Source organism: Nonomuraea sp. NPDC004702 (assembly GCF_053601695.1).
This window is the reverse complement of sequence record NZ_JBSGCE010000025.1, coordinates 97,047-123,339: the sequence shown is the minus strand read 5'-3', so window position 1 is coordinate 123,339 and position 26,293 is coordinate 97,047. Positions and strand designations below refer to the sequence as shown.

Sequence of the window (26,293 nt, the reverse complement as noted above, 5' to 3'; positions counted from 1 at the left end):
CGTGCCGAGGACGAGGAGGACGGTGCCGCCGGCCCGTGCGCCGGCCCTGTCCGATCACAGCGTCGCGGGCAGGCCCAGCCATGGTTTGTCGGCGGCGTCGAACCCGGTCAGCTCGGCGATCCTCCCGTCGGCGATGCGCAGGACCGCGATGGTGAACAGACGGTGTTCCGGGCCGTCGGCGGTGCGGAGGTACAGCGCGGCGGCGGGCATGAGGTTGACCGTCGTGGCGAGGCAGCGCCAGTCGTCGTAGCCGCGCTGGAAGAGCCCGTGGGAGACCCAGCCGTCCACCGCGTCCTCGGCCGTGACGATCAGGGTGCCGGGGTCGGGCAGCATCGTGAAGCGCAGGTCGTCGCGGAGCAGGGCCGTCAGCCCGTCGAGGTCGTTGCGTTCATGGGCGTCCATGTACGACTTCACCACGCCGCGCTCGTCACGCGACAGCTCGTGCGTGGCAGGGCTCCGCCAGTCGAGGCGGCGGCCGGGCAGCTGCTCGCGCATCGTCACGCGGGCCCGCTGCAGCGCGCTGGTCACCGATGCGACGGTCAGCTCCAGGGCGCCGGCGGCCTTCGACGCCGGCCAGCCGAGGACGTCGCGCAAGATGAACACCGCTCGCTGCCGCGGCGGCAGGTGCTGGACGGCGACGATGAACGCCAGCTCGATCGTCTCCCGCGCCACCACCGATTCCTGCGGATCCTCCGGGAGCATCCGGTCCGGGTAGGGCTGCAGGTGGCGCACTTCCGAGCCCGTGCCCGGCAGCTCGGCCGGCACGGGGGTGCGGTCGTTGCGCTTGTCCAGGAAGTCGAGGCAGGCGTTCGTCGCGATCCGGTACAGCCAGGTCCGCAGCGCGGCGTGGCCCTTGAACGACTCCCGCTTGTGCCACGCCCGCAGGAACGTCTCCTGCGTCATGTCCTGGGCGTCGTCGTAGTTCGCGAGCATCCGGTAGCAGTGCACCTGGAGCTCACGCCGGTAGGGCTCCGTGATGAGCGCGAACCGTGCCGCGTCATGCGAGCGGGCCACCGCGATGAACGTGGCTTCGTCGTCGCCTGCCAGTCTGGCGTCGGTCATGGTCGTCAATCCTTCCGCGGGTGGCGAGGGGCTGCCAGTACTGACGACGTGGCGGAGGATTTCTGAGCGGTGCACCGCCGGGGCCTCGGTGTCAGCTTGGAAGGCGCCAATTGCAGATGCCCTCGATGCACAGCTCGGTGGTCGTCTCGCGGGGGTCCGGCGCCGTGATCGACACGCCTGCGAGGCGGGGGCGTGTTCGCGTTCTGGGGAGCTGTCGAGTGGGGGGCGATTGAGCCGTAATTTGTCCAATTTGTCCAAGCTTCGATCTTGTGAGCGGACGCGGGCTACAGTGACGACGGCCAGCAGTCAATGGCAGTAAAGGCTGGCCGAAACCCAAGGAGAAGATGAATGAGAAGAACGTGGCCAATGGCGTTGGTGGCGCTCGCCGCTGTCGTCATGGGCGGCGCGACGCCGGCGAGTGGCGACGCCGGCGATCCGGCGACCAAGGCGACCAAGGCGACGACGACGACGGCAACCAGAACAGCCACGGCGCCGGCGAAGGCCGCGGTCTGTGGAAGCGCGTCGCTGAACGGCCCCACCACACCGCCCGCCGGCGCGGAGGTGGTGCCCGCGGGCGACAACAGCGGCGTGAACTTACGCAAGGCGAACACCACGTACTACTTCGAAACAGGCACGCACACCCTGGAACAAGCCCAATACGCCCAGATCCTGCCCGGTGAGAACGCGACGTTCATCGGCGCGCCCGGCGCGGTGCTGGACGGGAACGGCGTGAACCAGTACGCGTTCGGTGACACGGCGACCGGCGTCACCATCCGGTACCTGACCGTCACCGGGTTCGTCGCGCCGCAGGAGGAGGCCGTGGTCAACCACAGCGCCGCCGACGACTGGGTCGTGGAGCACAACACGTTCCGCGACAACTCCGGCGCGGCGCTGATGGCCGGCGCCAGGAACCAGATCCGCGGCAACTGCATCAAGGACAACGGCCAGCTCGGCCTGAACGCGTCCCAGCACGGCGACCACATCACCGGCCTGGTGGTGGCGGACAACGAGGTCACCGGCAACAACACCGACGACTGGGAGCACCAGGGCCAAGGGTGCGGATGCACCGGCGGCCTGAAGTTCTGGGCGGTGAACGGCGCCGACGTGACCGGCAACTGGGTGCACCACAACCACGGCCCGGGGATCTGGGCGGACACCAACAACAACGACTTCCTCCTCGAGAACAACCTCATCGAGGACAACGAGTCGATCGGGATCTTCTACGAGATCAGCTACAACGCCGTGATCCGGAACAACACCCTCCGCCGCAACACCTGGAAGGCGGGTGCCGAGCGGGCGGCGAAGGGCGACTCGTTCCCCGACGCGGCGATCTACCTGTCCGAGGCTGACGGCGAGCCGCGCATCCCGGCGCGGACCGGCAAGATCGAGGTCACCGGCAACCTGCTGGAGAACAACTGGGGCGGCATCACCGCGTGGGCGAACGCCGACCGGTTCTGCGGCAGCGCGGCCTCGACCACCAGCGACTGCACGCTGATCGTCGGGCCGGCCAACACCTCGAAGTGCGCGCCGCCCGCCATCAAGGACGAGCCGCTCTACACCGACTGCCGCTGGTGGACGAAGAACCTCGACATCCACCACAACACCTTCTCCTTCGATCCCGGTGCCGTCGGCGGCGGCTGCTCGACGCAGTACTGCGGGCAGATGAGCCTGCTGTCCAACTGGGGCACGGCGCACCCGGAGTGGTCCCCGTACCTGGGGGAGAAGATCGAGAAGTCGATCGTCTTCCAGTCGAACAACTCCTGGCACGACAACACCTACACGGGACCGTGGCAGTTCAGGATCTACGACATGGGCAGACGCGTCACGGCCGCGGAGTGGGTCGGCCCCCAGTACGGCCAGGACGCCGGCAGCACGTTCGACGGCAAGGCGCCCGAGGTGCCGCCGATCACCGAGCAGACCTTCGAGGACGTCTCGACGGCGCCCTACTCCGCCTGGTACGGATCCAGCCTGGCGCACCAGACCGGCGACGCGCACGGCGGCACGGGCTCGCTGCAGCTGACCAGCACCGAGGGGTCGGGCAGCGCGGTGGCGCTCGACAAGTACCCCGGATACAGCGGGGTGATCGCCGGCAAGAGCTACCGCGTGTCGCTGTGGTACCGGGAGGCCGCGGCCACGATGCCCACCGTCACCTGGAACGTGCGCTGGCGCGACGAGGACGGCACGGTGCTGCGTACCGACCCCGTCCCCCTGCCTCAGAAGACGGCCTGGACCGAGGCGGCCGGCACGTTCACCGCGCCCACGGGCGCGACCCGCGTCGACTGGACCTTCGTCTGGAGCGCCCCCACCGGGTCCGCGTTCCGGATCGACGACGTGGCGATGCGGGCCGCGCAAGCGTAGGAGGCATGAAGAACACCGAGGCCCCTCCGACGGGGGGCCTCGCCCCGACGCCGTCGTTCCGGCAGCGAAGCGCAGACGGAGGAGATCACCCATGCCTGATCAACCCAGGCTCATGCGGACGGGACGGGCGATGGCGATCGCCACTTTCGTCTCAAGGGCCACCGGCTTCGTCCGCACGCTGGCGCTGGTCGCCGCGCTCGGGCTGGGAACCAAGCTGCTGGACGCCTACACCGCGGCGAACGTCACCCCCAACACCGTCTACGAGCTCGTCTTCGGCGGCGCGCTGGCCGGCGTGCTCGTCCCGCTGCTGGTCCGCACGGCCGCCGACCGCGACATCGACGACGACCTGTTCGCCCAGCGGCTGCTGTCACTGGTGGTCTACGGCCTCGGAGCCGTGGTGATCGTGACGATCGTCGCCGCGCCGTTCGTCGTGGACCTCTACGTTCCGGGGTTCAGCCCTGACCAGCGGCATCTGGCCGTCGTGTTCACCCGGTACTTCATGCCCCAGATCCTGTTCTACGGGGTGAGCGCGACCCTGGCCGCGATCCTCAACGCGCGCAGCCGCTTCGTCTCCCCGATGTGGGCGCCGGTGGCCAACAACCTCGTCGTCATCGCCACCGCCTCGGTCTTCCTGCTGATCGGCGGCACCGGGAAGCTGGAGTCACTGACCGGCGGCCAGGTGCTGCTGCTGTCGATCGGCACCAGCGCGGGGGTCGCCGCCCAGATGACGGTCCTCCTCGTGGTCAGCCGGCGAACCGGGTTCCGGCTGCGGCTGCGGGCCAACCCGCGAGGCATCGGCGTCCGGCGCATCGTCGCCCTGGCCGGATGGACCATCGCGTCCGTGGCCGCGGCCCAGGCCGTCTTCCTCGTGATCACCCGGATCGCCTCGCAGGCCGGGCCCGGCGCCGTCGCCGTCCACTCCAACGCCTACACCCTGTTCCAGCTGCCCTACGCGGTCATCGCGGTCACCGTCATCACCGCGGTCCTGCCCAGGATGAGCCGGGCGGCGGCCGACCGTGACCTCGCCCGGGTGACCGCCGACCTGTCCCGGAGTCTGCGGCTCACCGGCGTGGTCCTGGTTCCCGTCGCCGCGGCTCTGATCGTGCTCGGCCCGCAGTTGACGACCGTGCTGTTCGCCCACGGCAACGCCTCGCCCGCCGCCGCCCGTCTCACCGGCTCGGTGCTCGCCGTCCACGGCCTCGCCCTCGTCCCGTTCGCCGGCTACCAGATCATGGTGCGGGTCTTCTACGCGCTCGGCGACACCCGCACCCCGGCTCTGCTGAGCGCCGGGGTCTCCGCCGTCGCCGTCGCCGCCGGCCTGACCGCCGCACGACTCGCGCCCGGACCGAACGTGGTCATCGCCCTCGCCGCCTGCTCCGCCGTCGCCTACACCGCGGGGATGCTCCTCACGGCCCAGCTGCTGCGCCGCCGGATCGGCAGAGTCGACGGACACCGCCTTCTCGGCGCCCACACCCGGATGCTCGCCGCGGCCGTCGTCAACCGCGTCCTCGGCGCCAGGCTCGGGACGGACTGGACCGGCTCGCTCGTCACCCTCTGCACCGCGGCCGCGATCGGCGCCGCCCTCTACGCCCTGGCCGCGCGGGCCTTGCGCATCACCGAGTTCAGAGCCCTCACCGCCGCGCTCCGGTGGCCGGTCAGGCCTTGACGGCGAGGCCGCCGTACATCGAGACCATGGAGTCCTCCACGAGCAGCGCCCGGTCGTCGGGCCGCCACCGGTGCACCGGCACCACACCCGGCTCGATGAGCTCGAACCCGGTGAAGAACTCCTCGATCTGCGCCCTGGTACGGGCCTTGGACATGATGCCGCGCCGGTTGTACTGGGCGACGGCCTCGCTGACCAGCCGGCTCGGCGCGCTGTCGAGCGTGATGGTGGACAGGGCCAGGAAGCTGCCCGGCGGCAGCGGCTTCATCAGGTGCTCGATGATCGAGCGCACGTCGGAGTCGTCGGGGATGAAGTGCACCACGGCGATCAGGCACAGCGCGACGGGACGGGTGAAGTCGAAGGTGTCGCGGACCTCGGCCGAGCCGATGATGGCGTCCGGGTCGTTCAGGTCGGCCTGGATATAGCGGGTCCTGCCCTCCGGGCTGCTGGTGAGCAGGGCGCGGGCGTGGACGAGGACGAGCGGGTCGTTGTCCACGTAGACGACCCGGGCGGCGGGGTCGGCCTGCTGGGCCACCTCGTGCAGGTTGGGCGAGGTGGGCAGCCCGGTGCCGATGTCGATGAACTGGTCGACGCCGCGCTCGGCCGCCAGGTGGCGGGTCACCCTGACCATGAAGTCGCGGTTGGCGCGTACGGACGTCGGCATGTAGGGGGCGATCTTGATGACCTCCTCGGCCGCCGTGCGGTCGGCCGCGAAGTTGTCCTTGCCCCCCAGGAGGTAGTCGTAGACCCGCGCCGAGTGCGGCACGTTCGTCCTGAGATCGACCCCCGTCCGCCTGTCGCCGGCCACCCCCGCACCTCCGTGTTGATCAACTGCCATGTGCCCCACGTTAGCGGGATTCAGGGGGTGGAATCCGGCGAATCCCACCTGGAACAACAACATCCTGGAGTCAGCGAGAAGAGGGCTTGCTCTTCCTGCGGGCGCGGCGGTCGGGGACGGGGGAGCGGCCCGCGGAATGGTCGGCGAACGCCTCGGCCGCCTTGGCGGGGTCGCCGTCGCGCAGCAGCGAGACCAGGCGGCCGTGCTCGTCGGCCATCGCGTGCCAGTCGCCGTCGAAGAGCGGGTCGGCGATGGCGCGCAGCGCGCGCAGGCTCGGTTCGAGGACCTCCCACATCCGGGTCAGGAACGGGTTCCCCGCGATCTGGCTGACCCTGGTGTGGAAGGCGATGTCGATGTCGCGGAACTTGCCGACGTCGTTCATCGCCACGGCCTGGTGCATCTGCTCGACCAGCTCCTCCAGCTCGCGGAGCTGGTCGTCGGTGACGTGCCCGGCGGCGAGCTGGGCGGCGAGGCGTTCGAGCGGCTCGCGCACCTGGCGGGCGTACTCGGCGTGCTCGGTGGAGATCTCGACGACGAAGTTGCCGCGGCGTGGCACGTGCACGAGCAGCCCCTCGCGGGCCAGCTGCTTGACGGCCTCGCGAACCGGCGCTTGACTCACGCCCAGACGGCGTGCGATCTCCGACTCCACCACGCGCTCGTTCGGCGCGAGGTCGCCCTCGACGATGGCCTGGCGGAGCAGCTCGTACACCCGATCGGAGATCAAGGTGGGACGGACCGAGTCTTTGCTCGTGGCCAGTCTGGAGGCGAAGTCACTGTTGGCTTGCCGTGTCGATGCCATGAAGTCCTCATCATGCGATCTCGCGCGTCCCCGATCCCCGCTGTCATGATACGCGATCATCGGTTAGCAGGTATCGATTGCAGCCGATCCGCCAGCCAGGCGAGCTTGACGGCCTCGTGCGCCGGGCCGCCGCCCTCGTGGTCGTTGAACGGGTAGACGCTGATCCGCTTGCGCGCCTCGGGCAGGTCGTGGAGCGCGCCGTAGTGGTTGAAGGCCGCGTACACCGTCGAGGGCGGGCAGATGCGGTCCATGAGGCCGACGGAGAAGAGCGTCGGCGCGTTGGCCCGGCGGGCGAGCGTCGCGCCGTCGAAGTACGACAGGGTGCGCATCGCCGTCTCGGCGTGTTCCCGGTGCAGCTTCACGAACCGGGTGAACTCCACGTACGGCGGCTGGTCGGTGAAGGTCGTCGCCCGCCCGAAGTGGCACAGGAACGGCACGTCCGGCATGACGGCCACGAGATCGGGGACGAGCCCGGCCACGGCCAGGGCGATCCCGCCGCCCTGGCTGGTCCCGGTCACCGCGATCCTGGACGCGTCCACCTCCGGATGCGTGCGCACCGCCGCGACGGCCCGCACGGCGTCGGTGTACAGGCGGCGGTAGTAGTACCGCTCGGGGTCGAGCACGCCGCGGGTCAGGAAGCCGGGGGCCGCGACGTCGCCGGTCGCGGGATCGGGGTCGGGCGTCTCGGCGCCCTGGCCGCGGGTGTCCATGACGAAGTGCGCGTAACCGGCGCACGCCCAGAGCCGCTTCTCGTGGGCCACGCCGCGGCCGCTGCCGTAACCGAGGTACTCCACGACGGCGGGCAGGGGGCCGGTCCTGGTCACCGGCAGGTGCAGCCAGCCCTTGACGGGGTGGCCGCCGTAGCCCGCGAACGTGACGTCGAAGGTGTCGATCGTGGCCAGCCCGTTCGGCACCGGCTCGGCCGTCATGGCGAGGTCGATGCCGCTGGTCCCGGCGAGCGTCTTCGCCCAGAACGCATCGAAGTCCGCCGGTTCCGGCATGGTCGGCAGGTACCGTTCGAGCTGGTCCTGAGGGAGATCAAAGTGGGCCATCGATTAACCAATCATCGCTTATCGATCAACTGTCGCATCGAAGCAGGGGCTCCGGAGCGTTGTCAACCGGGGGTGCCAGGCGGTACGCGCGTTCGGCGGTGGTGCGCAGCACCCGTTCACGTTCCGCGGCCGTCAGCCCGGCGAGCCCGAGCGTGGCGAGCCGCAACGACTCGGCACGGGACCCCCGGGTCAGGCAGATCGGCCAGTCGGACCCGACGACGCACCGGCCCGGACCGAACGCCCCGACCACGTGGGCGACCAGCGCGGCCACCCGTTCCGGCGGCACGCCGTGCTGCTGGGTGAGCAGGCCGGAGATCTTCATGATCACGTTCGGGGTGCGGGCCGCCCGGCGCACGTGCTCGCGCCACTCGCCCGGGTCGGCCGCCAGCAGGTTCGGGGGGTTGCCGAGGTGGTCGACGACCACGGTCAGCTCCGGGTGCCGCGCGGCGACCTCGGCTGCGACGCCGACGGCGGCGTCGTGCAGGTTGAGTTCGAGCGCCACCCCGAGCTCGGCCAGCACGGGGACGAGCGCGCGGGCCGAGGCGGGCGTGGCCGCCCACGAGGGGCCGCCGAGCCGCATCCCGTTGGGGCGGGCCTCGTCCATGAGGTCCCGGAACCGGGACGGCTCGATCCCGGCGTACACGTTGAGGTTGCCGACGTGCCCGGCGATCAGGCCCGGGTGACGCAGGCGCAGGTCGCGCAGCCGCTCGGTCTCGCCGCGGTCGCCTCTGGACGCCTCGACCAGGATCGTCCCGGTCAAGCCGAGGCCGTCGCCCGCCGCGGCCAGATCGCCGGCCGTGAACGGCCGGTGGTGGGGTGACTCCGGCGTGATCCACGGATAGCCGCCGTCGAGGTCCCAGAGGTGGGCGTGGCAGTCGATCACCTGTGCTCCGTATGTTCGGCCAGTATTGACACGTTGATCCGCGCTCATGATGATTCTAATCATCGGCTATCGATCAGCGATTACAGGTGTTCTCATGCGCATGGCAGCAAGACGTCCCGGCGGCGCGGCGGAGCGGGGTGGCAGGCGGTGACGGCCTTCGACGCCTCGCGCGTGCCGGAGGTGCGGGCCTCCCGCGGACTGACGACCCCGCCGCGGTGGGCCGTGTTGGAGCGGGAGCTGTTCGCCGTCCAGGACAAGGCGTGGCGGATCTTCTCCGACCGCTACACCGAGGACGACGGCCGGCTGGTCTTCCGCGACAGGCTGGGGGAGGGGCTCGACGGCCGCGACGGCGTCGACGACTTCTACGAGGCGTTCTTCAACTGGCCGACGTTGTACCTGCTCGGCGGCAGCGCGGACGTCCTGGCGGCGGCGCGACGGCACTGGCGGGGCGTCACCGCCCAGCTGACCGGGATGGGCATGCTGGTCGACGAGTTCGAGCGCGGCTACGACTGGTTCCACCAGGGCGAGGGCATGCTGCTGTTCTACGGGCTCTGCCTCGCCGCGCCCGGCGACGGCGAGCTCAGGGAGCTGGCCGGGCGCTTCGCCGACCTCTACCTGCCCGGCGGCCCCAACTACGACCCCGAGCACCGGATCATCCGCGCGCCGCACAACGGCGCCGCCGGCCCCCGCTGGGGCTTCAGCGACCACGACGTCTACTTCCCGTGGAGCCTGGCCCTGCGCCCCTACGGGCTGCCCCTCGACTGGATCGACGAGGCCGCGCCCTTCGACGACCTGGCCGCCGATCCGGCGCGGGCCCGCGCGTACGGCCGCGTGATGTGGGAGCGCATGGGCCGCGGCGACACGATCGTCAACCTCTGCGCGACCAGCCTCGTCACCAACGCCTACCTGCTCGGCGGCGAGTCCCGCCACGCCGACTGGGTGGTGGAGTACGTCGACGCCTGGCGGCGGCGGCTGGACGGCCGCGACGTCGTCCCCGACAACGCCGGCCTGCACGGCGTGGTCGGCGAGCACCTGGACGGCCGCTGGTACGGCGGCCACTACGGCTGGTCCTGGCCCCACGGCCTGCCGCCTGTCGGGACGGCGGCGATCGTCGGCGCGTCCAACGCGACGTTGCTGACGGGCGACGCCTCCTACCTGGACCTGGCCAGGAACCCGCTGGACGTCGTGCTCGGCCGGGCCGAACGGCGCCGCCCTGCCGACGTCTCCACCATCACCAAGCGCTGGCGGCCCCACCTGCGCGGGCTGGAGCACGAGCCGACCCTCATGGCGCCCATGCGCCGCGACGATTCCGGGTGGTTCGACCACAACATCATGCCGACCCAGCTGCCCGTGGCGTTGTGGCAGTTCAGCCGGGCCGCCGCCGACCGGGAGCGCGTCGACCGGCTCCGCGAGGAGGCGAGCTGGGACTGGACGGCGGTGCACACCCAGCGCACCAAGGAGGAGTCCGGGCACGAGGAGCCCTGGTACGAGTACCTCGCCGGCCGCAACCCCGGCTTTCCCGAGCGGATGCTGCGCAGCGCCATCGACACCTGCGCCCAGCGGCTGGAGTCCATCGCGGCCGACCCGGTGGACCCCGCCGTCGGCCCCGACGCGTTCGGCATCCACGACTGGCAGGACCGCAACCCGGTCGTCACGGAGGCGCTGCTGCAGCTGACCACCGGATCCCCGCAGGTGCTCTACAACGGCGCGCTGGCGCAGATGCACCTGCGGTACTTCGACGCCGAGGAGCGCCGTCCGGGCCTGCCCGCCGACGTCGCCGCGCTGGTCACGAGCATCGACGCCGAGCACACCGTGGTCGAGCTGGCCAACCTCGGCCAGGCGCCGCGCTCGCTCGTCGTGCAGGCGGGCACGTTCGCCGAGCACGTCATCCACGAGGTCCGCGCCGACGACGAGCCGCCCACGCCCGTCGAGGGGCCGCATGTCCACGTGCGGCTGCCGGGCTCGACGCACGTCCGGCTCACCCTGACGATGACGCTGCGCGGCGGGACACCCACGTACGAGGCTCCGCCGATGGAGGTGCGGCGATGAGGGCCGAGCTGCCGCGGCTGGGCCTCGGCACCGCCCCCATCGGCAACCTGTTCCAGGACGTCTCCGAGCAGGACGCGGCCGCCACGGTGGCCGCCGCAGTCCAGGAGGGCGTCACCTACTTCGACACCGCGCCCCGCTACGGGCACGGGGTCGCCGAGGACCGGCTCGGCCGCGCGCTCGCGACCGGTGGCGGGGCCGCCGAGCCGGTGATCTCCACCAAGGCGGGCTGGCTGCTGCGCCCCGGGCAGAAGGTGGTCACCGACTGGACGGAACGCGGCATCCGCCAGTCGCTGGAGTCCAGCCTGGAACGGCTCCGGCGGCCCTCCGTCGACATCCTGTACCTGCACGACCCCGACGACTTCCCCGAGGACGTGCGCCGGACCGCCTACCCGGCCGTGCGCAGGCTGCGGGAGGAGGGGCTGGCCGGGGCCGTCGGCTTCGGCATGAACCACAGCGAACCGCTGGCCGCGTACGTGGCCGAGTTCGACGTGGACGTCGTCCTCATCGCCGGGCGTTTCTCGCTGCTCGACCACGACGCGCTGACGACCCTGCTGCCGCTGTGCCTGAAGACCGGCACGGCGGTGGTCGTGGGCGGCGTCTTCAACACCGGGCTGCTCGCCGACCCGCGTCCGGAGGCCATGTTCGACTACCGGCCGGTGCCGGACGGAGTGCTGGCGCGGGCCGAGCGCTGCCGCGCCGTCTGCGCGGAGTTCGGGGTGCCGCTCGCCGCGGCGGCCGTCCAGTTCCCCTTCCTCCATCCCGCCGTGCGGTCGGTCGTGGTGGGCTGCCGGTCGGCGGCCGAGGTGAAGGGGAACGCGGCCGCCTGGCGTACGGAGATCCCGCCGGAGCTGTGGCGCCGGCTCGCCGAGGAGGGCTTCGTCCCGCACGAGCTGCTGGACGGATAGAGGACGACCCCGGCGGGGCGGGTTCGCCGCCCCGCCCCCCGTTTCTCAGTCGTTCTCGCGAGCGGCCAGGTACTCGGCGAGGCCGGCTCCGGTCAGCGGGTAGTAGTCCGACAGCCGGCCGCCCTCGTCCAGGCGGCGGCGGGCGAACTCCTCGCGGTCCTGGTGCAGGAGGGCGTCCTCGGCCACCGCCAGGGCGCTCCGCTGCGGGACGACCACCGCTCCGTCCTCGTCGGCGACGATCAGGTCGCCCGGCGTCACCAGCGTGCCGCCCACCCCCACCGGGACGTTGAAGGCCGAGGGGAACAGCTCGGCCTGCGAGGCGTAGTGCGGCGTCACCCCCGTGCACCAGATCGGCACGCCGAGCGCGCGCACCCGCTCGGCGTCGCGCACCCGCCCGTCCACGACGATGCCGGCTCCGCCGCGCAGCTTGAAGTAGCGGACGAGCATGTCGCCGAGGCAGCCGGTGAAGTGGCTGGCCTGCGCGGAGACGACCAGCACGTCGCCGGGCCGGATGGATTCCAGCACCGCCCACAGCGCGGTCTTGCGCTCGGCGTCCTCCTGTCCGGTGCCGGAGAAGACGTCCTCGCGCTGGGGCAGGAACTGCAGGGTCACCGCGCCGCCGGTGATCCGTACGCCCGGCTCCCGGTGCAGGGGGACGGGGCCGTCGATGAAGGTGCGGGTTATGCCCATCTGGTGGAGCTTGGCGCACGCGGTGGCGGCGCTCACGTCCGCGAGGGCGTCCACCAGGCCCGCGCCGGGCCGGACGAAGGGCGAGGAGTGCGCCGGTCCCAGCATCGTCTCGTAGACGCCCGTCTCCGGTGCCCCGACATGCCCGTTCGTGCTCATTTCTGCCTCATCCCAACACATCGACAATTATCGCCTATCGATGGTAGATGTAACTGCCGACCGATGAGGGCTGTCAACCGTGAGAGGAGACCGGGATGCCGGCGGGGCCGACGGAGTGGTTCGAGGAAGCGCGGTTCGGGATGTTCGTCCACTTCGGGCTCTACAGCCTCGCCGCCCGGCACGAGTGGGTGCGCAGCCGGGAGAAGATGTCCGACGAGGACTACGACCGCTACCTGGAACAGTTCGACCCCGACCTGTTCGACGCGGCCGAGCTCGCCAGGAACGCCCGCGCCGCCGGGATGCGCTACGCGGTGCTGACCGCAAAGCACCACGACGGGTTCTGCCTGTTCGACTCCGAGCTCACCGGCTACACCAGCGCCCGCGCGACGGGCCGGGACCTGGTCGCCGAGTTCGCCGCGGCCATGCGGGCCGAGGGCCTGCGCGTGGGGCTCTACTACTCGCTGCTCGACTGGCGTCACCCCGACTTCACCATCGACCAGTACCACCCGCTGCGCGACAGCGCGCCGCCGGACGCGAACGCCACGCGCGACATGGCCCGCTACCGGGCGTACATGAACGGGCAGATACGCGAGCTGCTGACCGGGTACGGCCCGATCGACCTGCTCTTCTTCGACTTCACCTACCCGGCGAAGGGGCCCGCCGACTGGGGTGCGGAGGAGCTGATGGCGACCGCGCGCGCCCTGAACCCGCAGATCGTGGTGAACGACCGCCTCGGCATCCCCGGCGACTACGTGACGCCCGAGCAGTACCAGCCCGACCGGCCGCTCACCCGCGACGGCGGCCAGGTCAGGTGGGAGGCGTGCCACACGCTCAACGGCTCCTGGGGCTACGACCGCGACAACCACGACTACAAGGACCCGGCGCTGCTGATCCGGATGCTCGTCCAGTCCGTCGCGTGCGCCGGCAACCTGCTGCTCAACGTCGGCCCCACCGGCCGGGGCGCGCTCGACCCGCGGGCCCGGCACACGCTGGCCGCGATCGGGGAGTGGATGTCGCTGCACGCCAGGGCCGTGCACGGCGCGGGGCCGAGCGCGTTCACCCCGCCGCCCAACGCCCTCTACACCCAGCGGGCCGGCCGCCTCTACCTGCACCTGCTGTCCTGGCCGCTCAAGCACGTCCATCTGCCCGGCCTCGCCGGACGCGTGCGCTACGCGCAGTTCCTCCACGACGGCTCCGAGGTGCGCTTCCACCGGGCGGACGGAGACCAGCACGAGCACAACAACCTCGCCCTGCCGGGCCAGCCGCCGGGCACGCTCACGCTGACCCTGCCCATCGCCGCGCCGGACGTGCCGCTGCCGGTCGTCGAGCTCGTGCTGCGCGACGACGATGGTTCCTGACGTCACCGCGCGGCCGGTGTGGGACGCGGTGCCCGCCGAGGCCCGCGACGCCGTCCTGGCCGCGGCGGCCGAAGAGCTGGCCCGGCCGGCCCCGCGCCTGTCCCTGGACGACTGGGCCCGGACGTTCCGCGACGGGGCGCGGGCCGTGCACGAGGACAAGGCGCGGCGGCTGCGCGAACGCGTGGACGTCCTCGCCCTCGCCGCCGTCCTCACCGGCGAGGTGGCCCCCGCGACCGCGCCTCCCGGAGCGTGCCCGCACCTGGACGCCGTCGTGGACGGGCTGATGGCGCTCGCCGAGACGAGCACGTGGTGCTGGGCGCCGCACGATCGCGGGGCCGCGGCCCGGGGCGAGGTCGTGCCCGATCCCGACGACCCCTTCCTCGACCTGGGCGCGGCCGAGATCGCGGCGCTGTTCGCCTGGGCCGACCACGCGCTGGGCCCGCATCTGGACGTCCGGGCCCCGGGGCTGCGCCGCAGGTTGCGCCGCGAGGCCGACCTGCGGGTGCTCACCCCGTTCGAGCGGGTGCGCGACTGGCACTGGATCGGCCGCGACGGCCGGGCGAACAACTGGAACCCCTGGATCCACGGGGCCGTCCTGGCGGCCGCGCTGCTGCTCTGCGACGACGTCCGGCGGCGCGAGCGCCTGGCACGCCTGGTCGCCGAGGGGCTGGACCACTACGTCACCGGGCTCCCCGACGACGGCGGGATCGACGAGGGCATCGCGTACTGGTGGCAGGGGGCGTGCCGGCTGCTGGAGGCGCTGGACCTCCTGGACGACCCCGGCCCGCCGGTGCTGCCCGCCCTGCTCGCCTACCCGCCGCGCATGCACCTCGGCGCGGACTGGTACGTCAACACCGGCGACGCTCCGGCCCGGCTCTCCGGCGAGCGGCCGTGGCAGGTGCTCTTCCGCTGGGGCGAGCGCCTGGGGCGACCGGAGACAGTGGCGTACGCGGTGGCCGCCGCACGCGCGTCCGGCGGCGTCGTCCAGCCCAGGGCCGGGCTCGGGCGCGCCATGACCGCGCTGGCCGACCGGCGATGGGGCCGGGCGGTCGCGGCCGGCGGGACGCCGGACGGCTCGCCCTGGCTGGCCCGCGAGTGCTGGCTGCCGCGCATCCAGGTCATGGTCGCGCGCGAGCGGGCCGGGAGCGCGGACGGGCTGACCGTGGCGGCGAAGGCCGGCCACAACGGCGAGCACCACAACCACCTCGACGTCGGCTCCTACTGGGTGGCGCTCGACGGACGTCCGATGGTCGTGGACGTCGGCCAGCCGACCTACACCGCCGCGACGTTCGGCCCGCGCCGCTACGAGGAGTGGCCGTTCCAGAGCGCCTGGCACAACGTGCCCGAACCGGGGCACGGGCAGCTCCCGGGGCCGGAGCACGGCGCGCGGGACGTCGCCGTCCGGTTCGACGAGGGCCAGGCCGTCCTGCGGGCGGACCTGAGCGCCGCCTATCCGGCGGGCCTGCTCACCCGCTGGGAGCGCGTCGTCCGGCTGGTGCGCGACGGCCCGGAGCCGTACGTCAGCGTGGAGGACGACTGGGCCACGGGCCCCCGGACCGTGCTGTTCCGGCACGTTCTCGCCGGCGAGGTCGAGTGCGGGCCGGGCCGGGCGGTCGTCACGGCGGACGGGGGACCGCCGCTCGAACTGCGCTGGGATCCCGCCCTCGGCGCCGCGTCCGTCGAGCACCGCGACATCGACGACCCGCGTCTCGCGCGCAGCTGGGGCGCCCGGCTGACCCGGCTGACGCTGGCCGTCACCGTCCGGGGGAGCGGCGGCCGGTTCGCCGTGAGCTTTCACCGGCACGCACGAAATGACTCTTGAACAAGTTAGATATGCCACATAACATCACCTATCGATAGGCGATGGACGTTGATGGTGGTCGATGTCGCCGCGTCGATCGTGTCGAGCCGTCACGCCGTCCGCCACGCGGGCCCGCGCAGCCCGACCCCCTCACTCAGGTGGCCCCCGGGCGGGCGGCTCCCGAAGGCGGCCAGTCCACCCCCGACCTTCCACCGGTCATGACTATGCAATTGGAGCGTGCAGCGGATATGGGAACACAGTTGCGCCGGGCGTGCGCGGTCGCGGTCGCCGCCACCACCGTGGTGGCCGCGGCCACCGCCTGCGGCGGCGAGGACCCGGCGCAGGCCGGCGCCACGACTCTGCGGATCATCGTCAACATCAGCCCGAACCTGACCGAGCAGTACTGGAAGGGACTGTTCGCCAAGTACGAGCAGAGCCACCCGGGGGTGAAGGTCAACCTGGAGCTCACCGGGACCGTCTCGGCGACCGCCAAGCTCACCCAGGACCTCGCCGCCGGCGACCCGCCGGACATCGCCCAGCAGATCACCCCGACGAAGGAGAACGCCGCCCTGTTCGCCGACCTCACCGGCGAGGCGTGGACCGGCCAGACCCCGCTGGCCGACCAGTACGCCGTGGACGGCAAGCGCTACCTGGTCGGCGTCGGCCAGCAGATCCAGTCGCTGGTCTTCTACAACAAGGCCGCCTTCGCCAAGGCCGGTCTCGACGCCACCGCCATCAAGACGCTCGACCAGTTCCAGGACGCCATGGCCAAGCTGAAGAGCGCCGGCTACACGCCGCTGCAGAGCGCCGGGCAGTGGGTGCCGGGAGCGCAGTTCTCCCTGATCGCCGACTCCGGCGTGCTCACCGCCGACCCCGACTGGACGGTCAAGCGCAAGCAGAACCAGGTCTCCTTCGCCACCGGCGACTACCTGAAGTACCTCCAGCGCTTCCGCAGCTGGATCGACCAGGGCTACCTCGACAAGAGCGCGCTCGGCCTCACCTACGCCGACGGGCAGACGGCCTTCCTCGACGGCAAGTCCGCGATGTACGTCATGGGCTCCTTCTTCGTCCCGGCCGCCGACGCGGCGAAGAAGAGCGACGAGATCGGCGTCTTCTCCATGCCGACCGACGGCTCGTACCCCACCGGCCAGTACGGCAACATCGCCAGCCCGTACGTGGTCGTCAACGCCTCCAAGCACAAGGCCGCCGCGATCGACTTCGTGAAGTGGCTGGTCACCGACCCGGCCGCGATCGAGAGCCAGCTCGCCGCCGACGGCAACCTGCGCAAGGGCTTCACCTACAAGATGTCCAGCCTCGGCACGCAGGTCCAGAAGATCCTTGAGGAGGCGCCGTCCGTGCTGGTCAAGTCGGGCGAGCGCCAGCCGGTCGAGGGCTATCCGGCCGAGCTCAACACGCAGGTGCAGAAGCTGTACACGGGCGCCACGGCCGAGCAGGTCGCCGCCGGTTTGGACAAGTGGTGGAACTCGCAGAGCTGACCCGGCGGCCGGAGCGGCAGGCGTCCGAGCCGCGGCGCCCGCGCCGCGAGTGGCTGCCGGCCAGGTACCGGGCCAAGGCGGTGACCTTCGGGCTGGTCGCGCCGTCCGTGCTGGTCTACACGGTGATGACCGTCGTCCCGGTGGGCGTGGCGGTCTACCTCAGCCTGACGGACTGGAACGGCTTCTCCGACGCGGTGTTCGTCGGCTTCGAGAACTACCTGCACCTGTTCGACGACCCGAGCTCGACCAGCGCCTGGTACGTGACCGCCCTCGTCGCCGTCACCGGCACCCTGCTCATGATCGGCGGCGGCCTGGCGTACGCGCTGCTGCTCAAGGAGCGCTCGCGCACGAACTCGTTCTTCCGCACGCTCGCCTACTACCCGCACGTGATCAGCGCGCTGATCCTCGGCTTCCTCTGGGCCGCGATCCTCGGCACGAACGGCGCCGTCAACAGCACGCTGCAGCACTTCGGCATCGGGCCGGTCGGCTTCCTCTTCGAGGAGAACCTCGCCCTGGTCTCGCTCATCGCGGTGATCGTGTGGGCCGGCTTCGGGTTCAACGTCGTGCTGTTCGTCGCCGCGCTCCAGACGGTCCCCGCCGAGCTGCTGGAGGCCGCGGCGATCGACGGCGCGACCCGGCGCCAGGCCAACCTCCGCGTGGTGATCCCGATGATCTCCCCGGTGGTGACCGTGGCCACCGTGCTGAACCTCATCGGCCTGATCAAGACCTACGACCTGGTCGTGAGCCTCACCAACGGCGGGCCCGCGGGCGCCACGCAGACGTACTCGTTCCTCATCCTGGCCAGGTCCTTCGAGGGGACGAAGGTCGGTTACGCCAACGCGCAGGCCGTCTTCCTCATGGTCGTGTGCGCCGGCCTCGCCCTGCTGGTGACCGCCGCGCGCAACCGGCAAGACCGCGCCACGACGAGTTAGGGGACGGTGATGATCGAACAAACGCGAGCCGCCCACGGCAGGCGCCGCTCCTTCGTGCGCCCGGTCATGCTGGCGCTGCTCCTGGTGGCCATGACCGTGCCGGTCTACCTGCTCGTGGTCAACAGCTTCAAGTCCCAGGACGACATCCTCGGCAACCCCTTCTCCCTCCCGTTCGGCGACCTCACCTTCGAGTACCTCGCCAACGCCGTCGACAGCCCCCAGTACAACGTGATCCGCAGCTACGGCTTCACGCTGTTCCTCGTCGTCGTCGTGGACGTCCTGTGCATCCTGCTGGCCGGGCCCGCGGCGTACGCGATCGCGCGCAGCCTCAGCCGCCGCTCCCAGCTGCTGCTGCTGTACTTCCTCGCGGGCACCTTCATCCCGGGCGCCGCGCTGGTGATCCCGGTGATCTACGTGCTGCGCTCGGTCGGCCTGGCCAACACCGTGGCCGGCCTCGTGGCCCACGACGTGGCCTCGACCCTTCCGGTGAGCATCTTCCTGTTCGTCGGCTTCATCCGTACCATCCCTGCCTCCATCGACCAGGCGGCGATGATCGACGGCGCGGGGCTGCTGCGCACGTTCTGGACGATCATCTTCCCGCTGATGCGGCCCGCGGTGGTCACCGTGCTGATCCTCAACTCGATCGGGATCTGGAACGACTTCGTCAGCCCGCAGATCCTGCTCAGCCCCGGCTCCGGCCGGTACACGGTGACGACCGCCATCTACGCCGGGATCAGCCAGTACTCGACCGACCTGACGCGGGTGTTCCCCAACCTGCTGCTGGCGGTGGCACCGGTCGTCATCTTCTTCGTCTACATGCAGCGCCACATCATCAGCGGCCTCACGGTCGGCGCGGTCAAGGGCTGAACGGCCCGTCACGGAAAGAGGGACCATGACCTTGTTACGCCTTCGGCGGCCGCTCGCGGCCATGGTGATCGCGACGGTGCTCGCGACGGTGTCGGCGGCCGTCCCGGCGGCGGCCGAGCAGGGCACGAGCGCGGGCGGCACCACCTACCACGTCGCGCCGTGGGGCAGGGACTCGGCCGACGGCCGGTCGGCCGCGACGGCCTACCGCCACATCCAGCGGTGCGCCGACGTCATGACGCCCGGCGACACCTGCCTGATCCAGTCGGGCACGTACGAGGAGACCGTCGTGCCCGCCCGGTCGGGCGCCGCCGGACTGCCCGTCACCTACCGGGCGGCCCCCGGCGCGCGCGTGACGGTGAGCGGCGCCAAGCGGATCAGGGGCTGGTCCCCGGTCACCGGCCAGGACCTGGCCCGCATCGCTCAGTCGGACCCGTACGCGCCGGGCTCGCCCTTCGCCCAGGCCGTGCGCGACGGCCACGTCTACAGCGCCCGCGCCGACCTCGGACCCGACGTCACGACCGTGCAGACCTTCACCGACAAGCGGATGAACGTCGAGGCCCAGTGGCCCTACCCCGGCCTCGACCTGCTCGAACCCGCGGTGCGGTACGCCGGGCCGGGCAGCGCGGAGGCCACCGTCGCCGACGACGCGCTGACTCGCCCGGCCGGCTACTGGAACGGCGCCCGCGTGACGACGAACTACTGGTACATCACGGCGACCTCCACGATCAAGAGCTCCGACGTGGGCTCGGTCGTGCTCGACGTGGCGCCGCCGTGCGTCCACAAGGTGATCCCGAAGGACACCCGGTACGCGCTCGCCGGCAAGATCGGCGAACTCGCCCACCCCGGCACCTGGTTCTACGACCCGGCCGGCAAGCGGCTCTACCTGTACAGCGAGGACGACCCCGACCGGCACGTGATCGAGGCCAAGGCCCGCACGCTGGCCTTCGACCTGCGGAACGCGAGCCACACGACGATCGCCGGCGTCGGCCTGTTCGCCTCCACCGTCGAGACCGGGCCGGGCAGCAGCCACGTCGTGATCGACGGGATCACCGGCACGTACCTGTCGCACTACACCGACATCACCCGCGGCGCCACCGACTGCGGCTCCACCGTCACCCGGGGCGTCGCCGACACCGGCATCGTGCTCAACGGCACGGACAACAAGGTCGTCAACAGCGACCTGTCACTCAGCGCCGGCAACGGCATCGCGCTGCGCGGCATGCGGAACACCGCGACGAACAACGTCATCCACGACGTGGACTACCTGGGCACCTACGCGGCCGGCGTCGCCGTGCAGGGCAACAGCCAGACGGTCACGCACAACACCATCTACCGGGTCGGCCGCAGCGGCGTGAACCTGCAGTGGGACAACGCCGCCGGCGGCACGCCGGGGCCGGACCGCATCGCCTACAACGACATCTCCCAGTACGCCCGGCTGAGCCTGGACGTGGCCGCGGTCTACACCTGCTGCGGCTCCGACATGCTGGGGACCTCGATCGACCACAACGTGCTGCACGATCCGGCGCCGAGGTGGGGCGCCACCAAGTTCGGGGTCACCGGCGTCTACGCCGACAACGGGCAGAGCAACATCACCATCGCCGCCAACGTGGGCTGGGGCAACCCCGAGGGGACCGTCATGCTCAACGGCCTCGGCGGCGGCTCGCACAACAACGGCGTCTACAACAACACCGGCGGCATGACGATGTTCTACGTCAAGGAGCCCGGCAACTCGACCGGCACCAAGGTCTACAACAACATCGGCCCGATCCGCGGCCTCGACGGCGCCACGAACGGCGGGATGGTGCTGTCCAACAACCTGCCGGCCGACGTCGACCCGCTGTTCGTCGACCCGGCCGGGCGCGACTACCGGCTGTCGGAGGCGTCCCCGGCGCGCAACCAGGCGATCCCGCTGCCCGGCGTCAACGACGGCTCGACGGACCCGCTCCCGAGCCTCGGCGCCTACCAGTACGGCGCCCCCAAGTGGGTGGCCGGAGCGACCCGGTAGGACAGAAGCCCCCGGCGTCCGTGGACTCCACCACGGGCGCCGGGTCCGGCGCGCGGTCCGCCTTCCGGGAGGTCGTCAGAGGGCGCGGTACATGATGTGCAGTCCGACGTAGCCCTTCGCCGGGCTCCGGAAGCCCTCCGGCACGGTGCAGAGCACCTCGAACCCGAGCTTCCGGTACAACCGCACCGCCGTCTCGTTGGTCTCCACGACCGCGTTGAACTGCATCGAGCGGAAACCCGAGGTGCGGGCCCACTCGATCGTGTACTCGCACAGCGCGCGGCCCACACCGCGCCCGGAATGGGCTGGATCGACCATGTAGCTGGCGCTCGCGACGTGCGAGCCGTTGCCCATCTGGTTGTTGTTCATCTTCGCGGTGCCGAGGATCGTCCCGTCGTCGTCGACCGCGACGACCGTACGGTTCGGGGCGGGCAGCAGCCACCAGCCGCGCCCCTCCTCCTGGCCGAGATCGAGCGGATAGGTGAAGGTCTCACCGGCGGCGACGATCTCGCGGAAGAACGGCCAGATGGCCGACCAGTCGTCCACGGTGGCTTCCCTGATCAGCATCCGCCCAATATACCGGCGACGCCGAGGCGTCAGGAGATCCTCCGGAGCGCTCTGATGCTGCCACCCTTGTGCCATGGTTCGCACATCACTGACCGCATGCTGCTCAGCCATCTCGCACACCGGCTGCGCGGGTGACCCGGCGACTGCATCGAACCCTTTCCCCAGACGTACCTGGTGACCGTCGTCCCCTGCCACGTGCCGCACTCGGCCGAGTTCGCCACCACGTACGTCCTCCCGGAGGGGCCGTACCCGGATGCGGACATGACGCGGCTGGCGCAGAACGGCTGCCTTCCCAGAATGCGCATCAAGAAGTCGAAAAGGGATGACATCGGGATGGCCTGGGTCGGGCCGGGCCCGGAGGACTGGCCTCGCTACAGGACCGTGTACTGCCTGGCCGTACGCATGGACGCCAAGAAGGCGACAGGCCGGGTGGTCGAGTGATCACCGATCCCTGGCGGTCATGATCGCGGCCGTCGTCAGGTGGACTTGATGAAGGTGTGCAGGTCGTCGTTGAACCGGTCGCGGTGGGTGACGAACAGGCCGTGCCCGCCGGTCGGGTACTCCAGGTAGGTCGCCCCGGGAACCAGCTTGGCGGTGCGCCGCCCGCTGACGGCCACCGGTATGGAGGCGTCGGCGGCCCCGTGCACGACCAGCGCGGGCACGGCGATCTCGGCCAGCGAGGCCCGGTGGTCGAAGGTCATGGCGGCCCGCTGGTACTGGCGGATCGCCCACGGCGAGACCTCAAGGCACTGCCGCAGGGTGAACTCCACCTGTGCGGGGGAGATCTCGTTGCCCAGGTGCGTGGCGAAGAACGCCTGCGCCCGCTGGGCCAGCCACTTGGGACGGTCGGCGTCCAGGGCCGCCATCGAGGCCTCCAGCACGGCGCCCGGCACTCCCTCGGGGTTGTCGTCGGTCTGCAGCAGGAACGGCAGCATCGCCGAGACGAACGCCACCCGCGCGACGCGCTCGTCGCCGTGACGGGCCAGGTACCGGGCGACCTCGGCGCCGCCCATCGAGTGACCGACCAGGGTGATGTCACGCAGGTCGAGCAGCTCGATCAGCTCCGCCAGGTCGTCGGCGCCGGTGTCCAGGTCGTAGCCCGTCGAGGGACGGTCCGAGCGGCCGTGGGCCCGCCGGTCGAGGGCGACGCAACGGTAACCGCGCTCGACGAAGTACGGAATCTGGTACTCCCACATGTCCGCCGAGAGCATCACGCTGGCGACGAAGACGATGGGCCTGCCCTGGCCGTAGTCCTCGTAGGCGAGGCGGGTGCCGTCCGTGGTCTGGAAGAACATCTCAAGACTCCTTATGTCGTTCGATGTCCTGAGTTTTTCAGTCAGAGGTAAGGGCGACAATTACGTCCCAGGTAAGCGTGCGCGGCCTGCACATCAGCATGTTGACGCTGTTGGCGCCGCATGTTGTGATCCACTCAGGCGTATTTCGTACTTAATTAGTATGAAATGAGGTGGTCATGAGGCTCCTCCAGAGTGCGGCCGCGGTTGTCATGCTCCTGGTGAGCGCGGCCGGCATCCAGACCGTGCGGAGCGGACCGGCGCAGGCGGCTCTGCCCACCGCCGCCGTCGCGCTCGGCGACAGCTTCATCAGCGGCGAGGGCGCGGGGAACTACCAGCCCGTCGTCGACGCCTCCGGCACGGCACAGGCCTTCCCCGGCTGGTCGGCGGCCAACAGCAACGCCTACTTCTGTCACCGGTCGGCGAACGCCTCGGTGTTCGCGGCGTCGCTCCCGGGCATCCAGCAACGTTTCAACCTCGCGTGCTCGGGCGCCCAGCCCGCCGACATCGCCGCGCCCTCCAGCGCCCGGGCCGAGGGCCGCACCGTCGCCTCGCAACTCGACCAGCTGCGCGCCGTCGCCCGGACGCACGACATCGACGTCGTCCTCGTCGGCCTCGGCTCCAACAACACCCAGTTCACCTTCGGCGACGTGGCCACGCTGTGCGCCAACCGCTTCATCGCCGACGCCTGGACGGGCTGGTGGGAGTTCTGGGCCTACCTGAAGGGCGAGGTGCCGCAGCGGCCCTGCACCGCCTCGGACCTGGCCACCGACACCGAGGTCGCCGCCGCCACCGCCGAGACCACCGCGGCCCTGCGCCAGATCCTGGACACCCTCGACCAGATCGACGCCGACGGCGTCCACCAGGTGATTCTGCAGACCTACACCAACCCGCTGCCGCCCGACGTCGCCCCGCAGTACTACGACGAGGACGGCCGCACCGACACCCGCGACAAGTTCCGCGCCCTCGGCGCCGAGCGCTACGCCGCCGGGTGCCCGATCCACCGCGCGAGCCTCGCCCCCGGGCACGTGTTCTCCCAGAACCTCGGCTCACTGGTCAAGAACGCCTTCACCACGCTGGCAGCCGAACGCCCGGCGGCCGACCTGCGCGTCCTGGACGTCCAGAGGGCCTTCGACGGGGCCAGGCTCTGCGAGAACCCCGGCAGCCCGGCCGGTGCGCTCGCGACGCCGGTCCGGGTGCAGGACGGGCCGTCCGGCACGTTCATCACCAGCCTGTCCGGCTGGGACAAGATCGGTATCCAGCGGGCGGCGAACACCTGCGTCACCTACTTCCAGACCTGTCAGGAGTCGTGGCACCCCAACGCCGCGGGCCACACGGTCCTCGGCCAGTGCCTGACCGGCGCCCTCGCCGCGACGCCCCGCGCGATCGTCACGTGCGCCCGTAATCCGGACGGCACGCTCACCATCTCCTGACGTCTCCTCGAAGTGGGTGACCGGCGGGGACGCGCCGCGACTCAGGAGCCGCCGGCTTCGAGAAGACCGTGCTCTCGTACGAGGCCGAGGAAACCGGTCGTCAACGGGCCGGACCGCCCGTCCTTCCACACCACGGCGATCTGCCATTCGGCCGCAGGATGGCGGATCGGCGTGATCGTGACCGAGGACGGCGCGATACGGCGGGCGCTGGCCGGCACGAAGGCGACCCCCGCGCCGGCCGCCACCAGCGCGAGCACGGTCTGCAGGTCCTGAGCCTCCTGGACGACGGCAGGGCGGACCGCGACGGCGGTGCACAGGTGGTTGATCTGCCGTACCAGCCCGGGCCCTCTCTCCTGCGCCAGCTGGAGGAAGTCGTGGCGGGCCGCCCATCTCGCGAGATCTCCGACGTCGTGCGGAGGCCGGTCGTCATGGTCGGCCCAGGCGAGGGCGAGGCGGTCGCCGGCCAGCGGCAGCCGTCCCCATCCGCCGTCGAGCGGCAGCCGGACGAAACCGACGTCGAGGTCGCCCGCGTCGATCCGGTCAAGCTGGGCCTGTGACGACATGTCGTCCAAAGTGACGTGCGCGTCGGGGTGGCGGCGCCGGAAGGCGGCGACGATCCGAGGGGCCAGGTCGATGCTCGACAGCCCGAAGCCCACCGCCAGCCTCCCGATCTCGCCGGTGGCCATTCTCGCCATCCGCCGGGTGAGCGCGTCCGCCCGCCGCAGGAGAGCCTGCGCGTCCGGGAGCAGGACGGCGCCCAGGCCGGTCAGCACGGCGCCGTGCCGGCCGCGGTCGAACAGCCGGCCTCCCACCTGCGCCTCCAGCGACTGGATCTGTTTCGTGAGCGTCGGCTGGGCGACGTTCAGCGTTCGCGCGGCGCGGCCGTAGTGACCGTGCTCGGCGACCGTGAGGAAGGCGCGAAGCAGAACCAGATCCATTCCGCGACTCTATCGAACGGCGAAAAAGATTCATTGGACGAATGGGACGCGCATGCGGTCTGCTGGTGAGCCACCCCAAGGATCCGGAGGTTCGCGATGGCAGAAGAAGACGAGGCGGCCGAGACCCCCACGACGGCGTTGCGGTGCGCGACCGTGCAGTTCGAGCATCGTCCCGATGACAAGACCTACAACCTGGCCCAGGTCGAGCACCACGTGCGCGTGGCGAGCGCGGACGGCGTGCAGGTCATCGCCTTCCCGGAGATGTGCCTGCTGGGGTACTGGCATCTCCGCCGCCAGACCCCCGAGCGGCTGCGGGAGCTCGCCGAGCCGGTGGACGGCCCGTCCGTCACCGCCGTGCGCGCGCTGGCGGCCGGGCACGGCGTCGCCGTGGGAGCCGGCTTCCTGGAGAGCGACACGGACGGGCGGCTGTTCAACAGCTATGCCCTCTGCCTCCCGGACGGATCCGTCCACCGCCATCGCAAGCTGCACGCCTTCGAGCACCCGGCGATCAGCAGCGGCGACGCCTACACCGTCTTCGACACCCCGTGGGGCGTCCGCATGGGCATCCTCATCTGCTGGGACAACAACCTGGTCGAGAACGTCCGCGCCACCGCGCTGATGGGCGCCTCGATCCTGGTGGCGCCCCACCAGACCGGCGGCACCGCCTCGCGCAGCCCCCACGGGATGCGCCCGATCCCCGTGGAGCTCTGGCGGAACCGGCACAGCGCCCCGGAGGCGATCGAGGCCGAGCTGCGCGGCCCCAGCGGACGCCAGTGGCTGATGCGCTGGTTGCCCGCCCGGGCTCATGACAACGGGCTGTTCGTCCTGTTCAGCAACGGCATCGGCGAGGACGACGACGAGATCCGCACCGGCAACGCCATGATCATCGACCCCTACGGCCGCATCCTCGGCGAGACCTGGGCGGCCGGTGACGACATGGTGACCGCCGACCTCGACCTCACCCTGCTGCCGCTCTCGACCGGCCGCCGATGGCTCCAGGGACGACGCCCGGAACTCTACGGCATCCTCACCCACCGGTTCGGGGACGAACGCGAGCCTCGCGCCGCCCGCTTCGCCCCCGACCCGGTGCCACTCCTCCGCACCCCCGGCACCGGGGCCGGCGAGGATGTCCTCGGTCTGCCGCGCCACTGA

The 26,293-nt window shown here is 71.1% G+C and carries 23 protein-coding genes; 13 read left to right on the top strand and 10 right to left on the bottom strand.

Going from position 1 to position 26,293, the window contains the following annotated elements; genetic code table 11:
- Positions 1–54: 54 nt before the first annotated feature.
- Together ACWEJ6_RS28545 and ACWEJ6_RS28540 are read right to left on the bottom strand one after the other, a co-directional pair.
- Positions 55–1,062, bottom strand: a complete 1,008-nt coding sequence (locus ACWEJ6_RS28545; RefSeq protein ID WP_452427624.1) for an RNA polymerase subunit sigma-70 — start codon at positions 1,060–1,062, stop codon at positions 55–57.
- A 284-nt stretch (positions 1,063–1,346) separates the two neighbouring features.
- On the bottom strand, positions 1,347–1,664 hold the full coding sequence (locus ACWEJ6_RS28540; RefSeq protein WP_452427622.1) for a hypothetical protein: 318 nt from the start codon (positions 1,662–1,664) through the stop codon (positions 1,347–1,349).
- On the opposite strand from ACWEJ6_RS28540, the gene ACWEJ6_RS28535 reads away from it, so the two are divergent.
- Together ACWEJ6_RS28535 and murJ are read left to right on the top strand one after the other, a co-directional pair.
- Positions 1,651–3,420, top strand: a complete 1,770-nt coding sequence (locus ACWEJ6_RS28535; RefSeq protein WP_452427620.1) for a right-handed parallel beta-helix repeat-containing protein — start codon at positions 1,651–1,653, stop codon at positions 3,418–3,420. The genes ACWEJ6_RS28540 and ACWEJ6_RS28535 overlap by 14 nt on opposite strands.
- 91 nt (positions 3,421–3,511) lie before the next feature.
- Positions 3,512–5,086 (top strand): murein biosynthesis integral membrane protein MurJ, encoded by a 1,575-nt coding sequence (gene murJ, locus ACWEJ6_RS28530; RefSeq protein ID WP_452427618.1) that lies wholly within the window; start codon positions 3,512–3,514, stop codon positions 5,084–5,086.
- On the opposite strand, the gene ACWEJ6_RS28525 is transcribed toward murJ, so the two are convergent.
- The 4 genes from ACWEJ6_RS28525 to ACWEJ6_RS28510 form a co-directional block, all read right to left on the bottom strand.
- Positions 5,076–5,921: an SAM-dependent methyltransferase gene (locus ACWEJ6_RS28525; protein WP_452427616.1), complete on the bottom strand. Its 846-nt coding sequence runs from the start codon at positions 5,919–5,921 to the stop codon at positions 5,076–5,078. The two genes, murJ and ACWEJ6_RS28525, sit on opposite strands and share 11 nt — an antisense overlap.
- A gap of 70 nt (positions 5,922–5,991) precedes the next feature.
- On the bottom strand, positions 5,992–6,720 hold the full coding sequence (locus tag ACWEJ6_RS28520) for a GntR family transcriptional regulator (RefSeq protein WP_452427614.1): 729 nt from the start codon (positions 6,718–6,720) through the stop codon (positions 5,992–5,994).
- 56 nt (positions 6,721–6,776) lie between these two features.
- Positions 6,777–7,772: an acetylxylan esterase gene (locus ACWEJ6_RS28515; protein ID WP_452427612.1), complete on the bottom strand. Its 996-nt coding sequence runs from the start codon at positions 7,770–7,772 to the stop codon at positions 6,777–6,779.
- 25 nt (positions 7,773–7,797) lie between these two features.
- Complete coding sequence (locus ACWEJ6_RS28510; protein WP_452427610.1) at positions 7,798–8,655, bottom strand: amidohydrolase family protein; 858 nt, start codon at positions 8,653–8,655, stop codon at positions 7,798–7,800.
- 147 nt (positions 8,656–8,802) lie between these two features.
- Between ACWEJ6_RS28510 and ACWEJ6_RS28505 the strand changes: the two genes are divergently transcribed.
- On the top strand, positions 8,803–10,704 hold the full coding sequence (locus ACWEJ6_RS28505; protein ID WP_452427608.1) for a hypothetical protein: 1,902 nt from the start codon (positions 8,803–8,805) through the stop codon (positions 10,702–10,704).
- Positions 10,701–11,609 carry an aldo/keto reductase gene (locus ACWEJ6_RS28500; protein WP_452427606.1) on the top strand — a complete coding sequence of 303 codons (909 nt, stop codon included), beginning with the start codon at positions 10,701–10,703 and terminating at the stop codon, positions 11,607–11,609. The genes ACWEJ6_RS28505 and ACWEJ6_RS28500 overlap by 4 nt, the downstream gene beginning before the upstream one ends.
- 45 nt (positions 11,610–11,654) lie before the next feature.
- Here ACWEJ6_RS28500 and ACWEJ6_RS28495 read toward each other — a convergent pair whose 3' ends face one another.
- Positions 11,655–12,455, bottom strand: a complete 801-nt coding sequence (locus ACWEJ6_RS28495) for an RraA family protein (protein WP_387673672.1) — start codon at positions 12,453–12,455, stop codon at positions 11,655–11,657.
- A gap of 95 nt (positions 12,456–12,550) precedes the next feature.
- Here ACWEJ6_RS28495 and ACWEJ6_RS28490 point away from each other — a divergent pair, with 95 nt between their 5' ends.
- The 6 genes from ACWEJ6_RS28490 to ACWEJ6_RS28465 all read left to right on the top strand — a co-directional run bounded on the left by ACWEJ6_RS28490 (position 12,551) and on the right by ACWEJ6_RS28465 (position 20,914).
- Positions 12,551–13,813, top strand: coding sequence for an alpha-L-fucosidase (locus ACWEJ6_RS28490; RefSeq protein ID WP_452427604.1), 1,263 nt, complete (start codon positions 12,551–12,553; stop codon positions 13,811–13,813).
- Positions 13,803–15,635: a heparinase II/III domain-containing protein gene (locus tag ACWEJ6_RS28485; protein ID WP_452427602.1), complete on the top strand. Its 1,833-nt coding sequence runs from the start codon at positions 13,803–13,805 to the stop codon at positions 15,633–15,635. Before ACWEJ6_RS28490 ends, ACWEJ6_RS28485 begins: the two co-directional genes overlap by 11 nt.
- A 227-nt stretch (positions 15,636–15,862) precedes the next feature.
- On the top strand, positions 15,863–17,110 hold the full coding sequence (locus ACWEJ6_RS28480) for an ABC transporter substrate-binding protein (protein ID WP_452427600.1): 1,248 nt from the start codon (positions 15,863–15,865) through the stop codon (positions 17,108–17,110).
- Positions 17,092–18,042, top strand: a complete 951-nt coding sequence (locus ACWEJ6_RS28475; protein WP_387673660.1) for a carbohydrate ABC transporter permease — start codon at positions 17,092–17,094, stop codon at positions 18,040–18,042. Before ACWEJ6_RS28480 ends, ACWEJ6_RS28475 begins: the two co-directional genes overlap by 19 nt.
- A gap of 9 nt (positions 18,043–18,051) precedes the next feature.
- Positions 18,052–18,909, top strand: coding sequence for a carbohydrate ABC transporter permease (locus ACWEJ6_RS28470; protein ID WP_452427598.1), 858 nt, complete (start codon positions 18,052–18,054; stop codon positions 18,907–18,909).
- A gap of 25 nt (positions 18,910–18,934) precedes the next feature.
- On the top strand, positions 18,935–20,914 hold the full coding sequence (locus tag ACWEJ6_RS28465; protein ID WP_452427596.1) for a right-handed parallel beta-helix repeat-containing protein: 1,980 nt from the start codon (positions 18,935–18,937) through the stop codon (positions 20,912–20,914).
- 75 nt (positions 20,915–20,989) lie between these two features.
- On the opposite strand, the gene ACWEJ6_RS28460 is transcribed toward ACWEJ6_RS28465, so the two are convergent.
- Positions 20,990–21,478 (bottom strand): GNAT family N-acetyltransferase, encoded by a 489-nt coding sequence (locus ACWEJ6_RS28460; RefSeq protein ID WP_358295296.1) that lies wholly within the window; start codon positions 21,476–21,478, stop codon positions 20,990–20,992.
- Positions 21,479–21,652: 174 nt separating this feature from the next.
- Here ACWEJ6_RS28460 and ACWEJ6_RS28455 point away from each other — a divergent pair, with 174 nt between their 5' ends.
- Complete coding sequence (locus ACWEJ6_RS28455) at positions 21,653–21,919, top strand: hypothetical protein (RefSeq protein ID WP_452427594.1); 267 nt, start codon at positions 21,653–21,655, stop codon at positions 21,917–21,919.
- 35 nt (positions 21,920–21,954) lie between these two features.
- On the opposite strand, the gene ACWEJ6_RS28450 is transcribed toward ACWEJ6_RS28455, so the two are convergent.
- Positions 21,955–22,773, bottom strand: coding sequence for an alpha/beta fold hydrolase (locus ACWEJ6_RS28450; protein ID WP_452427592.1), 819 nt, complete (start codon positions 22,771–22,773; stop codon positions 21,955–21,957).
- Between the two features lie 176 nt (positions 22,774–22,949).
- Between ACWEJ6_RS28450 and ACWEJ6_RS28445 the strand changes: the two genes are divergently transcribed.
- A complete protein-coding gene (locus ACWEJ6_RS28445; RefSeq protein WP_452427590.1) occupies positions 22,950–24,203 on the top strand; it encodes a hypothetical protein in 1,254 nt (417 codons plus the stop codon).
- Between the two features lie 41 nt (positions 24,204–24,244).
- On the opposite strand, the gene ACWEJ6_RS28440 is transcribed toward ACWEJ6_RS28445, so the two are convergent.
- Positions 24,245–25,141, bottom strand: coding sequence for a LysR substrate-binding domain-containing protein (locus tag ACWEJ6_RS28440; RefSeq protein WP_452427588.1), 897 nt, complete (start codon positions 25,139–25,141; stop codon positions 24,245–24,247).
- A gap of 96 nt (positions 25,142–25,237) precedes the next feature.
- Here ACWEJ6_RS28440 and ACWEJ6_RS28435 point away from each other — a divergent pair, with 96 nt between their 5' ends.
- On the top strand, positions 25,238–26,293 hold the full coding sequence (locus ACWEJ6_RS28435) for a nitrilase family protein (RefSeq protein WP_452427586.1): 1,056 nt from the start codon (positions 25,238–25,240) through the stop codon (positions 26,291–26,293).